Origin of the sequence: Rhizobacter sp. J219, assembly GCF_024700055.1 — a bacterium.
Taxonomy (GTDB): domain Bacteria; phylum Pseudomonadota; class Gammaproteobacteria; order Burkholderiales; family Burkholderiaceae_C; genus Rhizobacter.
Map to the genome: position 1 here is coordinate 1,609,093 of NZ_JAJOND010000001.1, position 12,803 is coordinate 1,621,895.

Below are 12,803 nucleotides of genomic sequence, written 5' to 3' on the forward strand. Positions count from 1 at the left end.
CCTTGTTCTCTGGGGTCCGGGTGGGGTGGCTGATGGGACTCGAACCCACGACAACCAGAATCACAATCTGGGACTCTACCAACTGAGCTACAGCCACCGCAGAGCCCGCAAGTATAGCGGACCCGGCGGCGCCCAGCTCACTTCGTGGGCGCCGAGGCCGCCGGTGCGCTCACTTCGACCTTGAAGCGGCTCTTCAATGCCGCGTAGTAGGCCTGTGCCTCGGCGCTGGCCCAGCTCTGCGAATAGGACCCCGCGGCCCGGGCCGGATCGCCCACCGATGGGTCGCGGCCCAGCACCTTGGTGACCCTGACCACGACATAGCCCTCGTCGTCCAGCGACACGCCTTCCACGGCGGGGACGGTCGGAACCTTCAGGACCGCGTCAACGACGCTGCGCGGCACATCTTGCGATTGCTGCGCACGCGAGAGCGTCTTCAGCGGCGTGCCCAGGTCGGTACCCGGCGCCTTGCGCAGCTCCGCGAGGCGCGCCTCGCCTTCCTTGCGCGCCAGCGCCGCAGCCTGCTGCGCAACAACCTTGTCGCGCACGCGCGCCTTCACCTCGGCCAGCGGAGGTACCGCCGCGGGCTGATGGCTGACGATGCGTGCCGACACCATCGTGTTGGGTGCCGTTTCCACGGCTTCCGTGTTGCGCTTGTTGCGCAGCGTCTCGGTGTTGAAGATGGCGTCGAGCAGCTTCTTGGAGCCAAGCGGGCCGGCAGCATCGGGCGCCGGCGTGCGTGTCACGCCCTTGGCGGTACGCAACTCGAGCTTGAGCTTGTCGACCGCAGGCTTAAGGCTGTCCGACTGTTCGTAGACGATGTTGCTGAACTCCGCCGCCGCCTTGGCGTATTCGCTTTGGGCCAGCTGGTTCTTGCGCTGCTGCTCGATCTCGGCCCGCACGCTCTCGTAGGGGCGTTTCTCACCACCACGCGTGGCCTTGAGCTGCAGGATGAAGAAGCCGTCTTTCGTCTGCACGACGGGGCTCAGGTCGCCCGGCTTCTTCAGCGCAAACAAAGCTTCTTCGTAGGCCTTGTCAGTGTCGCCGCGTGCGATGAAGAGGTCGGCATCGCCGCCGTTGTCGGCAGTGGACGAGTCCTGGGAGTTCTTGCGCGCAACTTCGGCAAACGAAGCCGGTGCCTTGGTCAGCTCGACCAGCAGCGCATCGGCCTTGGCACGGTCCTTGACGAGAATATGGCTCGCACGGCGCTCTTCGGCCGTCGTGTAGTTCTTCTCGTTCTCGGTGTAGTACTTCTTCAACTCGTCTTCGGGCACGCTGATGCCCTTCTTGATGCTGTCGAGGTCGAGCACCGCGTACTCGATGTCCGCTTTCTCGGCCGTCTGAAATTCACCGCTGTGTGCCGGGTCCTTGTAGTAGGCCTCGAGATCGGCGTCGGTGGGGTTGACCTTGGCGAGGTAGTCCTTGGTGTCGAATCGCTGCAGCTGCACTTCACGTTGCTGGAACAGCGCATCCATCGCCGACGAGACGGCCGTCGTGGGCACGACCACAGTGCCCATCAGACCGGTCTGCACCTGCCGCATCATCAGCTCCTCGCGCTTGAGCTGGTCGTAGCCCTGCTTGGTGATGCCTTGTGCGCCGAGCGCCTGTTCGAGCGCCTGGATGTTGAGACTGCCGTCGGGACGACGGAAGGTGTCGAACTGGCGGTCGGTCATGTACTCGCGCAGCAGGCGCTCGTCGGTCGTCACGTAGCCGGCTTGTTCGGCGGCGGCGAGCATGACCTGTTCGCGCACCAGCGTGTCCAGCGTGTTGCGCTTCATCTCGGGTGTGTCGAAGAGCTTCACGTCGATGCCAGGCATCTGCTGACGCAGCATGTCGACCTGGCGGCGATGTGCTGTGTCGAGTTCTGCCTGTTTGATCTTTCGAGAGCCGACGGTCGCGACCGTGGCGTTGCCGCCTTCGGTCAGGCCGCTGTAGCCCTGGATGCCGAACAGCACGAACGACGGGAAGATCAGCAGCACCAGCACGAACTGCAGAATGCGAGTGTGCTTGCGGACGAATTCAAACATCGATGACCTCGATCAATGGATCGCAGAGCAGGAGCGCAATGGGCTCCAAACGCAACAAAGGCGAACCTGAGTTCGCCTTTGCCGGGTGGACGCCGTGAATCTTATCTGACGGTGGCTGGCCACCTTGGGGCCAGCTCTACGACGACTTGGTGGGTGCTGAGGGGCTCGAACCCCCGACCTACGCCTTGTAAGGGCGCCGCTCTACCAACTGAGCTAAGCACCCGCAGAACTCTCAATCAGTTGACCGCATCCTTCAGGGCCTTGCCCGGACGGAACTTCGGCACCTTGGCCGCCTTGATCTTGATGGTTGCGCCGGTGCGGGGGTTGCGGCCAGAGCGCGCAGCGCGCTTACTCACGCTGAAAGTGCCGAAGCCCACCAGCGAGACGCTGTTGTTCTTCTTGAGCGTTGATTTCACACCGCCGATCAGGGCCTCCAGCGCGCGAGTGGCAGCAGCTTTGGAGATGTCAGCCTGTTTGGCAATGTGTTCAATCAATTCGGATTTGTTCACGAAGGTACCCCCTCAAAAAAGGTGTCTCGAAAGAATCTGGGTGGATGGTTCGGGCCGCGTGGTTGGTGGCTCAACGGCTCAAACGATTACAGCCGCAGGCACCCCCAGTGTCAAGCGCGGAAGCGGATTCTATGCGTAATCAACTGCATCGCTGACGGGGCTCGCCGCGTGCTTCCACGCTTGACAAGCACAGGGGCGCCACCTACTTCGACGCCCTCATCCGCATCACGCTTCGGGCTTTCCCTCGGTGCGTGCAACCAGCCACACGCCAAGTGCGGTGAGCGCCATTCCGAAGAGCATGAGCAGCGTCAATGCTTCGTCGAAAAGCAACCACGCCATCACCGCCGTGGTGGGCGGCACAAGATAGAGAAGACTCGTCACCCGCGTCGCTGCGCCGCGTTGAATCAGCAGGTACAGCAGCGAACTACCGCCCAGGGTCAACCCGAGGACCGACCACGCAAGAGCACCAACGAAGTGCGGATGCAAGACGATGGGCTCGGTCTCGAGCAACGCGAGCGGGCAACTCACCGCCAGTGCAGCGAGCAGCTGCACGAGGTTCGCGGTGCGCACGTCGCAAGGCGAGACGAATCGTTTCTGGTACAGCGTGCCGGCGGTGATCGAGATCAAGGCCAGCACCGCGAGCGACAGGTTCAGCGTCGACAACTCGCCTGCCCCGAGCTTGCGCCACACCACGAGCACGAGGCCCGCCAGGCCGAGCAGCAAACCGGCCCACTGCTGCCACGAAACGCGCGTGCCGTTTTCGCCGTCTTGCGAACGACTCAGCCAGAGGGCCGTCAGCACCGGCTGCAGGCCAACCATCAGCGCGATGGTTCCGGCACCCATGCCAGCCTTGACCGCCGCCCAGACCCCGCCGAGATAACCCGCGTGCATCAGCACGCCGGTCACGCAGAGATGGCCCCACTGCCGGGCACCACGCGGCCAGGCCGCAGCCGACAACACGATCCAGACCCCGAAGCACAGCACCGAGAGCGCATAGCGCCAGCTGAGAAAGGTGAGCGGCGGCGCGTGCGGCATGCCATAGCGCGCGACGATGAACCCGGTGCTCCAGATCAGCACGAACACCGCAGGCATCGCGCGCAGCAGCGCGTCGCGTTGATGACTCTTCACAGGCAGAGAGGCTAGCGAACCTTGGCGCGGATTTCCGGCAGCGCCTTCTGCAGGTAGTACACCATCGACCAGATCGTGAGCACCGCAGCGGCGTAGATGAGCCAGGTGCCCCAAACCTGCGTGTCGATCACGCCGAACAAGGAGCCGTGGTACAGCAGGAACGGAATCGCGACCATCTGCACCGTCGTCTTGACCTTGCCGAGCATGTGCACCGCCACGCTGCGCGACGCGCCGATCTGCGCCATCCATTCGCGCAACGCAGAGATCGCGATCTCGCGGCCGATGATCACCAGCGCCACCAGGGACTCCAGGCGGCCCAGCTGCACCAGGATAAGCAAGGAGGCGCACACGAGGAACTTGTCGGCCACCGGGTCGAGAAAGGCCCCGAACGATGACGTCTGGTTGAGCTTGCGGGCAAGGTAGCCGTCGGCCCAGTCGGTGAGCGCGACCACCACGAAGAGGACGGTGGCCACCAGGTTCTTGGTGCCCGAGTTGAGATCGAGATAGAAGATCCCGACGATCAGCGGGATCGCGACGATGCGCGCCCAGGTCAGCAGGGTGGGCAGATTGAAGAACATGCGGGGATTGTGCCGAAGTTCTCGGCCTGCGCCCCGCCGTTCTTCAAATGCCGGAGCCGACGGCGCGCTCGTCTATTGCGCGTCGATCGTGCGCGGCTTGAAGCGCTTGTCGTCGTTGAAGAGGAAGGTCTCGGCAAACGACCAAGGCTTGGGCAGCTTGCTCACGTCGCCGAACGGTGCAGCGCGTCTCACGGCGTCGATCGCCAGCTGCACGGTCTCCTGAGCCTGGCTTGGGCGACGCAGGATGTCGATCTTGTTGATGGAGCCGTCGGCGTTGAGATCGATGCTCAGCACCGGCGCGGCCAGCAGCATCTGCTGCGGCTTGCCCGAGAAGGTGCCGCTGGGGTTGGCCGCCATCATGCGCTTGGCGGCCTGCAGCTTGTATTCGTTCCAGTTTCGCGACGGCGCAGGCGGCGGAAGTTTCACCCCGCCCGAGACAGCCGGAGCCGCTGGTGCAGCCGTCGGCGCGGGTGCTTTGCTGGGCGCCGCAGGCGCGGGTGCAGCAGGTGCCGGCGCAGGCGGGGCGCTCGGGCTGCTGCCGCATCCCGCGAGGCCAACGGCAATCATGAAGCTGCCGAGAGCGGCCCAGCCGCTGGCGGTTCGGGACGGCGTGAGATCAATGCAAGGCACGATAGATTTCCTCTGCGAGTTCTTTGGAGATCCCATCCACGCTCGCGAGGTCTTCGACGCTGGCGTGGCCCACGCCACGAGCCCCCCCGAAGCGCTGCAAAAGTTTCGCACGTTTCTTCGGGCCGACGCCGGGGATTTCCTCGAGCACACTGCCTCCGGTGCGCACACTTGCACGCTTCGCGCGCATGCCGGTGATGGCGAAGCGATGGGCCTCGTCGCGGATCTGCGCCACCAGCATCAACGCGGCCGAATCGGCGCCGAGGTAGACCTTGTCGCGGCCGTCGGCGAAGACCAGTTCTTCGAGCCCCACCTTGCGCCCTTCGCCCTTCTCGACGCCGACGATGAGCGACAAGTCCAAGCCCAGCTCCTCGAACACCTCGCGCGCCATGCTGACCTGCCCACGCCCGCCGTCGACCAGCACCAGGTCGGGCAGCCGCCCCTCCCCGGTTTGTGCCGCAGCGGACAGCTTGCTGTAGCGGCGCGTCAGCACCTGGCGCATCGCGGCGTAGTCATCGCCGCCGGTGATGCCCTCGATGTTGTAGCGGCGGTACTGCGAACTCTGCATCTTGTGTCCCTCGAACACCACGCACGAGGCTTGCGTCGACTCGCCCGCCGTGTGGCTGATGTCGAAACACTCGATGCGGAAGGTGTCGAGGTTGTCGGGCGCGAGATCGAGCGCCTCGACGAGCGCACGGGTGCGCGCCTGCTGGGAGCCCTCCTCCGACAACAGCCGAGCCAGCTTGATCTCGGCGCCCTGGATGCACATGTCCAGCCAGGCCCGGCGCTGCTCGCGCGGCTGGTGCTGCGCCGTGACCTTGATGCCGCTGTTCAGCGACAGCGCCTCGATCAGCGCCTTGTCGACCGCGTGGCTCAACACGAGCAGGGGCGGCACGGTGCTTTCAAGATAGTGCTGCGCGATGAAGGCTTCGAGCACCTGCACCTCGGGCGGGCTGCGAGTCTCGCCATCCTCGGCGTCCATCTCGGTCGCATCGTCGACGTGGGTCGGGAAGTACGGCCGGTCGCCGAGATGGCGGCCGCCTCGCACCATCGCGAGGTTCACGCAGGCCCGGCCACCCTGAACCTTCACCGCAAGGATGTCGGCGTCCTTGGTGGCGCCGCCGGTGTTGTCTTCCACCGACTGCTGGTGCAGCACCTTCGACAAGGCGCCGATCTGGTCGCGGATCTCGGCCGCCTTCTCGAACGCCAGCGCCTCCGAGTGGGCCATCATCTGCGCCTGCAATGCGTCCATCACTTCTTGCTGCTCGCCGAGCAGAAATCGCTCGGCGTTGGCCACGTCGCGGGCATAGTCCTCGCGGCCGATGTAGTTCACGCAGGGGCCGGAGCAGCGCTTGATCTGGTACAGCAGGCAGGGCCGCGTGCGGTTGTTGAAGACGGTGTCTTCGCAGGTGCGCAAGCGAAACACCTTTTGCAGGAGCTGGATCGATTCCTTCACCGCCCACGCGCTCGGGTATGGCCCGAAGTAGCGGTGCTTTCGGTCGACCGAGCCCCGGTAGTACGCCATGCGCGGAAACGCATGCGAGACGATCTTCAGGTACGGGTAGCTCTTGTCGTCGCGGAAGAGGATGTTGTAGCGCGGGTCGAGCGACTTGATGAGGTTGTTCTCGAGCAGCAGCGCCTCGGCCTCCGAGCGCACCACCGTCGTCTCCATGCGCACGATCTTGCTGACCATGTGGCCGATGCGCGTGCCGCCGTGGTTCTTGTGAAAGTAGCTCGACACGCGCTTCTTCAGGTCGCGCGCCTTGCCCACATAGAGCACCGCATCCTGTGCATCGTAGTAGCGGTAGACGCCCGGCAGGTTCGGCAGGGCCGCCACTTCAGCCAGCAGTCGCGCCCACACCGGATCGGGCGTGTCGTTGTCTGGGGTCGGTGCTGCGGGCTCGCTCATCAGGCGGCGATTGTGCCGCCTCGATAATCGGCCGATGCGATGGGATGTGTTCTGTCAGGTGGTCGACAACCACGGCGACATCGGTGTCTGCTGGCGCCTGTCGGCCGACCTCGCCGCACGAGGCCACACGGTGCGCCTGTGGGTCGACGATGCTTCGGCGCTGCGGTGGATGGCCCCGGACGGCGCCAAGGGAGTCACGGTGCATCCATGGGCCGGCAGCCTCGACGAGCCGACGCCGGGAGAGGTGGTCATCGAAGCCTTCGGCTGTCACCTGCCCGACCCCTTCGTCGCCCGCATGGCGCAAGCAGACCGTCCGCCTGTCTGGATCAACCTCGAGTACCTGAGCGCCGAGCCCTACGTCGAGCGGAGCCACCGGCTCCCGTCGCCCCAATGGCACGGGCCCGGCCAGGGGCTCACCAAGTGGTTCTTCTACCCTGGCTTCACCCCCGCCACCGGCGGCTGCTGCGCGAGCCCACGCTGATGGCCGAACAGGCGGGCTTCGACCGTGCGGGCTGGCTGCGCGCCAAGGGCATCGCACTGCGGAACGGAGAACGGCTCGTCAGTTTCTTCGCATACGAAAACCCGGCCTTCGATGCACTGCTGTCGTCGCTGAACGACGCCCCCACCCTGCTGCTGCTCACCGCGGGCAAGCCGGTGCCGGCTACGCTGCCGCCGCAGGTGCGCTGCCAGTCTTTGCCCTACCTGCGCCAGCCCGACTACGACCGCCTGCTGTGGAGCTGCGACCTCAACTTCGTGCGCGGTGAAGACTCGTTCGTGCGCGCCCAGTGGGCCGGCAGGCCCTTCGTGTGGCAGATCTATCCGCAGGACGATGGCGCCCACGCCGCCAAGCTCGACGCCTTCCTCGACAGGTTCCCGGCGGTGCCCGGGCTGCGTGCGCTCTGGCACGCCTGGAACGGCCTCGCCGCGTGGCCAAGGCACCGACCCGACCCCTTGTCCGCGAGCTGGAAGGCCCCATGTCTGCACTGGCGTGAAGAGTTGCTGGCCCAGCCCGACTTGACCACGCAGCTGGTGGGTTTCGCTCTGGAAGCAGGCTAAAATCCGCCGTTTTGCGCGTTCTGGTCGATCCGTCGTGGGGAGATGCATTCAGCGCGCGCACCCTCCGCTACGCACACGGAAATCGCTATGAAGATCGCTCAAGAAATTCGCGCCGGCAACGTCATCATGCACGGCAAGGACCCGATGGTCGTCCTCAAGACCGAATACAGCCGCGGGGGCCGCAACGCCGCCACCGTGCGCATGAAGTTGAAGAGCCTGCTCAACAACTCGGGCACCGAAGTCGTCTTCAAGGCCGACGACAAGATGGACCAGATCATTCTGGAAAAGAAGGAGTGCACGTACTCGTACTTCGCCGACCCGATGTACGCCTTCATGGACGCCGAGTACAACCAGTTCGAGGTCGAAGCCGAGAACATGGGCGACGCGATCCAGTACCTCGAAGACGCGATGCCCGTCGAAGTGGTGTTCTACGAAGGCAAGGCCATCTCGGTCGAACTGCCGACCAGCCTGGTGCGTGAAGTGACCTACACCGAGCCGGCCGTCAAGGGCGACACCTCGGGCAAGGTGATGAAGCCGGCCAAGCTGGCCACGGGCTTCGAAATCGCCGTGCCGCTCTTCGTGGAAACCGGCGACAAGATCGAAATCGACACCCGCACGCACGAGTACCGCAAGCGCGTCTGACGCCTGTCGGCAGGACGGAAGCTGGCCCCGCTTTGCGGGCCCTTCTCTTTGTGGGCATCATCGCCGCCATGCCTTTCGACTTCGCGAGTGTCAGCGCCCCGTTCCGCATGCAGCCCGGCCTGCGCCGACTGGCCGCCGGCGCGACGCAGCTGACGCCCAACGCGCCCGCCGACCGGGCGCTGCGCGAGAAGCTGGCGGTGCTCGGCACGTACGCCGACCAGGCCCTGCTCTGCGCACCAGGCTTCGACGCCACATCCTGCTTGCAAGCCCTCAGCCAACACGCCGCAGGCGAACATCCGCAGGCGTGGTCGTCCGACGGCGCGGGCCACGGCCACGCCATACGCTTGGGCTGGTCGGTGCGCGAGGGCGAGGTCCGACAGCACGGCACCGAGCAGCCCGACATCGGCCCCTGCCTCCACGCCCTGCCCTTGCCGTGGCGGCTGCCTGCGCTGATGAGCCTCGCCTTCGCCGAAGACTTCGCGGTGATCGACGGCCGCACGGCACACATCCCCTGGCTGGCGGTCTGCCTGCCCTCGGGTTGGGCGCCCGAAGAGAAGGTCGGGCGCCACTTTGCGCAGGTCCATGCGCCGGTGGCCGACAACCAGCTGCTGGTAACGGCGAGTGACCACCTGGCCCGCCTCGTCACCGGCACCGAGCGCTGGGCACGCGATGTGTGGAGCATCACCCGTCACCCACGCCTGCACGCCCACCCGGCACGGCTCGACCCCGCACCCTGGCCCGTGCTGGCCGATGCACACGCCCTGGCCGAGCGCGCCTTCTTCCGCACCGAGCACCAGACCTTCATTCCCGTGCCACAACTGCAGCAGGCGGTGTTCACCATCCACGTGACCCTCACCCCGCTCACACAGGCCGTGACACATGCCTACCAGGCGCGCCAGCTGCACGACGCGCTCGCCAGCATGAGCGATGCGGTGCTCGCCTACCGCGGCCTGACAGACGCACGCGACCGCCTGCTGAACTGGCTGCAGGCCCGCGCCAGCGCATGAACACCCAGCCCATCGTCGCGGCCACCCTCGCCCACACCGTCGACGGCGTGCCCTACTCGGCCCACTACCAGGACGTCTACCACCCGCGCGCCGGCGCCTTCGTGCAAGCGCGCCACGTCTTCCTCGGCGGCAACCAGCTTCCCGCACGCTGGCAGGGCCGCCAGCGCTTCGTCGTGCTCGAAACCGGCTTTGGCCTCGGCAACAACTTTCTCGCCACCTGGCAGGCCTGGCGCGAGGATGCGGCCCGCTGCGAGCGACTCGTCTTCATCTCGGTGGAACAGCATCCCTTCACCGCTGACGACCTGAGGCATGCCCTTGCCGAGTCACCCGTGCCTGCCTTGGCGCGCGCACTGGTCAACGCCTGGCCGGCCCACACCCACAACCTGCACACGCTCGACTTCGAGGGCGGCGGCGTGCGCCTGCTGCTGGCCCTCGGCGATGTGCGCCGCTGGTTGCCCGAACTGGTGGCCGATGTCGACGCGTTCTACCTCGACGGCTTCGCCCCTGCCCGCAACCCGCAGATGTGGGAGCCGCACATCTTCAAGGCCCTCGCCCGCCTCGCGATGCCCGGCGCGACCCTGGCCACCTGGACCTCGGCCACCGCGGTGCGTGCCGGACTGCGCGCCGCAGGCTTCGAGGTGGAGGAAGCGCGCGGCACCGGCGGCAAGCGCGACATCACCCTCGCCCGCTACAACCCGCACTTCGTGCCACGCCGAGCGCCGTCGCGCACCACGCGGCCGGCCACGCCACGGCACGCGCTCATCGTCGGCGCGGGCCTGGCCGGCAGCGCCACGGCCCTCGCCCTTGCCACCGAAGGCTGGAGCAGCACCGTCTACGACCGCGGCGACACACCCGCGAGCGAAACCTCCGGCAACCCTGCAGGCCTCTTCCACGGCATCGTCAACGCGCAAGACGGCGTCCATGCGCGCTTCAACCGCGCCGCCGCGCTGCTGACGCGACGGGCCATCACGCGGGCGCTGGAAGACCCGACGGTCGTCGGTGCCGTCAGCGGACTGCTGCGCCTGGACGACGCCGATGCCGACACGCTGCACGAGGTGATCGCCCAGCTCGGCTTGCCGCCGGACTACGCGCAAGCGGTAGACCCTTCAAGGGCCAGCGCCTTGAGCGGCCTTGCGCTGCGGCAGGCGGCGTGGTTCTACCCCGGTGGCGGCTGGGTCGACCCGGCCGCGCTGTGCCGCACATGGCTCGCGCAGGCCGCGCCGGTGGCCCGCTTCCGGGGCGCTGTCACGGTGACAACGCTGCAGCGCGTTGGTGACACCTGGCAATTGCTCGATGACCACGGCCGGGTGCTCGACGAAGCCGAGACGGTGGTGCTGGCAAACGCCAGCGACACGATGCGCCTGCTCGACTCACCCGCCTGGCCCATCGACACCGTGCGCGGCCAGATCACGTGTTTCCAACGCGCACTTGCCCCGCACCTCGTGCTGCCCCACCTGCCCGTGGCCGGTGCCGGCTATGTGCTGCCGGATGTCCACGGCCTCGCGGTCTTCGGCGCCACCAGCCACCCGGGCGACCGCGAGCCCCAGGTGCGCGCAGCCGACAACGCCGCGAACCTGTCGCTGCTGCAGACGATGACCGGCAGCGCGCCGACCTCGGTGCCGCTCGACAGCCTGCATGGCCGCGTCGGCTGGCGAACGATGGCGCGCGACCGACTGCCAGTGGTGGGTGCAGTGCCCGCACCCGTCGATCAGCAGGGGCGCCTCGACCAGCCACGCTTCGTGCAGCGCCTGCCCGGCCTCTTCGTGTTCACCGCTCTGGGTTCGCGCGGCATCACCTGGTCCACGCTCGGTGCACGCGCCCTGGCGTCGTGGATCACCGGCGCACCGGCGCCGATCGAAGCCAGCCTGCTCGATGCGATAGACCCCGCACGGTTCGTCAGCCGGAGCGCGCGTCGCCCAGCCACTGGCGCAACAGCGCATACACCCGAGGGTGATTGAGCAGCGCCATGTGGCCGAGGCCGGGCACTTCGGCCCGCTCGACGTCGCCTGCCTCGCGCGCATCGAGCGCACTGCGCGTGGTGACGAGACCGTCGCCCAGCACGCGGCGCACGGCCTGGCCGGCCACATTCGTCTGACGCGTGAGGCTGCCGGCCACCAGCCTCAGCGGTGGCCCGGGCCGGGCGCGCTCTGCAAGCCCGCGCCGCAGGTCCTTGACCCCTTGGCTGCGGCTGTCGGCAATTGTTTGCAGCGGGCGCGTCACGTCCGACACCCCGAGCGCCGCCGACACGAAATGACCCAGCTTTTCCAGCGGCGCACCACGCAGCGGGGACCCCAGGCACACCAGGCACCGCACACGCTCGAGCCAAGCTGCCTGCGGCGCCTGGTCGAAGGCCAGGCGCGCCACCAGGCCACCCATGCTGTGGCCGACGAGCACGATCTCGCGGACCTGCGGCGCGCGCAGCACCAGCCGGTCGAGGTGTGCTGCGAGGAAGGTCGCGTTGTCGGCGATGGCGAGGCCGGTGTTGTAGCGAAGGTAGAGCGGCGCGATCGAGAACTCGCGTTCGAGCAGCAGGCCGTAGTGCGGCGTCGACTCCTGCTCGCCCGCGTCAGGCCACGCCTCTGCGAAGAGCTGCCAGCTGCGCTCGTCGCACGCCAGCCCATGAATGAAAAGTGCGATGCGCGAGCCCACGGCAGCCCAAGCCTCGGGCGGTGCCGCGTCGTCCAGCACCTGGCCTTGCGCATACAGCGCCATCTCCACCGCGAGCGGGCTGGCGGCGTGGGCAAACGCGTCGCCGGCCGCCGCGTTGAGGGCACTGCGCAGCGTGAGTTCGTGTCCTTCGGGAGCACGGCCTGCGTCGTGGAGCAATCGCTCGGCTTCGGCCGCGAGCCGCATCACCGCCGTCGCGCCGCCGCGCACCGCCGAGTACACACCGCCGGCGATGGCGTCATGGGCACGCTGCACCAAGCCTGCCGGCACCGAAAGCCCGGGCACGGCTTGCACCGCGTGAAATGTCTTGTCGGAGATCGCGGTGTGCATTTCCTGCACCCGCGTGGTCACCGCCCGCGCCGCGGCCTGGACGGTCGGCGCGTAGGCCGGTTTGTTGCCGCTGGGAGGCGGCGGCTTCGGCGGGCTGTTGCGGCGCTTGACCATCTTGACGCCGCCTGTCACCGAGCCCTCTGCGCTCAACCCTGGCTGGGCGGCGCGGCAGCGACGTCTTGCGCCGGCGGCGCGTCGTCGGGCTCGGCCGGTGCAGGCTCTGCTCCCGACTTGCGCTCTGCCTTTTCCTTGAGCTTCTCTTCCTTCTTCTTTTTCTTGGCCAGCTCGCGCTGGCGTTTTTCAAACGAGTAATTGGGTTTTGCCAT

The 12,803-nt window shown here is 67.0% G+C and carries 11 protein-coding genes, 2 tRNA genes and 1 pseudogene; 4 read left to right on the forward strand and 10 right to left on the reverse strand.

Annotated elements, in window-relative coordinates:
- Positions 1-21: 21 nt before the first annotated feature.
- The 8 genes from LRS03_RS07380 to uvrC all read right to left on the reverse strand — a co-directional run bounded on the left by LRS03_RS07380 (position 22) and on the right by uvrC (position 6,775).
- Positions 22-97, reverse strand: a tRNA-His gene (locus tag LRS03_RS07380).
- Between the two features lie 40 nt (positions 98-137).
- Positions 138-2,024, reverse strand: a complete 1,887-nt coding sequence (locus LRS03_RS07385) for a SurA N-terminal domain-containing protein (RefSeq protein ID WP_257824738.1) — start codon at positions 2,022-2,024, stop codon at positions 138-140.
- A 147-nt stretch (positions 2,025-2,171) separates the two neighbouring features.
- Positions 2,172-2,247 (reverse strand) — tRNA-Val (locus tag LRS03_RS07390).
- A gap of 13 nt (positions 2,248-2,260) precedes the next feature.
- Positions 2,261-2,533 (reverse strand): HU family DNA-binding protein, encoded by a 273-nt coding sequence (locus LRS03_RS07395; RefSeq protein ID WP_201813318.1) that lies wholly within the window; start codon positions 2,531-2,533, stop codon positions 2,261-2,263.
- A 225-nt stretch (positions 2,534-2,758) separates the two neighbouring features.
- Positions 2,759-3,625, reverse strand: a complete 867-nt coding sequence (locus tag LRS03_RS07400) for a DMT family transporter (protein WP_257829445.1) — start codon at positions 3,623-3,625, stop codon at positions 2,759-2,761.
- Between the two features lie 47 nt (positions 3,626-3,672).
- Positions 3,673-4,239 (reverse strand): CDP-diacylglycerol--glycerol-3-phosphate 3-phosphatidyltransferase, encoded by a 567-nt coding sequence (gene pgsA / locus LRS03_RS07405; protein WP_257824739.1) that lies wholly within the window; start codon positions 4,237-4,239, stop codon positions 3,673-3,675.
- 72 nt (positions 4,240-4,311) lie between these two features.
- Complete coding sequence (locus tag LRS03_RS07410) at positions 4,312-4,665, reverse strand: hypothetical protein (RefSeq protein ID WP_257824741.1); 354 nt, start codon at positions 4,663-4,665, stop codon at positions 4,312-4,314.
- 190 nt (positions 4,666-4,855) lie between these two features.
- Positions 4,856-6,775: an excinuclease ABC subunit UvrC gene (gene uvrC / locus LRS03_RS07415; protein ID WP_257824742.1), complete on the reverse strand. Its 1,920-nt coding sequence runs from the start codon at positions 6,773-6,775 to the stop codon at positions 4,856-4,858.
- Between the two features lie 34 nt (positions 6,776-6,809).
- On the opposite strand from uvrC, the pseudogene earP reads away from it, so the two are divergent.
- The 4 genes and pseudogenes from earP to mnmC all read left to right on the forward strand — a co-directional run bounded on the left by earP (position 6,810) and on the right by mnmC (position 11,438).
- Positions 6,810-7,831, forward strand: a pseudogene (gene earP / locus LRS03_RS07420) (elongation factor P maturation arginine rhamnosyltransferase EarP).
- An 87-nt stretch (positions 7,832-7,918) separates the two neighbouring features.
- Complete coding sequence (gene efp / locus LRS03_RS07425; RefSeq protein ID WP_257824743.1) at positions 7,919-8,473, forward strand: elongation factor P; 555 nt, start codon at positions 7,919-7,921, stop codon at positions 8,471-8,473.
- A 68-nt stretch (positions 8,474-8,541) separates the two neighbouring features.
- Positions 8,542-9,480, forward strand: a complete 939-nt coding sequence (locus LRS03_RS07430) for a heme-dependent oxidative N-demethylase subunit alpha family protein (protein WP_257824745.1) — start codon at positions 8,542-8,544, stop codon at positions 9,478-9,480.
- Positions 9,477-11,438: a bifunctional tRNA (5-methylaminomethyl-2-thiouridine)(34)-methyltransferase MnmC2/FAD-dependent 5-carboxymethylaminomethyl-2-thiouridine(34) oxidoreductase MnmC1 gene (gene mnmC, locus LRS03_RS07435; protein ID WP_257824746.1), complete on the forward strand. Its 1,962-nt coding sequence runs from the start codon at positions 9,477-9,479 to the stop codon at positions 11,436-11,438. The genes LRS03_RS07430 and mnmC overlap by 4 nt, the downstream gene beginning before the upstream one ends.
- On the opposite strand, the gene LRS03_RS07440 is transcribed toward mnmC, so the two are convergent.
- Both LRS03_RS07440 and LRS03_RS07445 read right to left on the reverse strand, forming a co-directional pair.
- Positions 11,377-12,591: an alpha/beta hydrolase family protein gene (locus LRS03_RS07440; RefSeq protein WP_257824747.1), complete on the reverse strand. Its 1,215-nt coding sequence runs from the start codon at positions 12,589-12,591 to the stop codon at positions 11,377-11,379. The genes mnmC and LRS03_RS07440 overlap by 62 nt on opposite strands.
- A gap of 32 nt (positions 12,592-12,623) precedes the next feature.
- Complete coding sequence (locus tag LRS03_RS07445; protein ID WP_257824748.1) at positions 12,624-12,803, reverse strand: hypothetical protein; 180 nt, start codon at positions 12,801-12,803, stop codon at positions 12,624-12,626.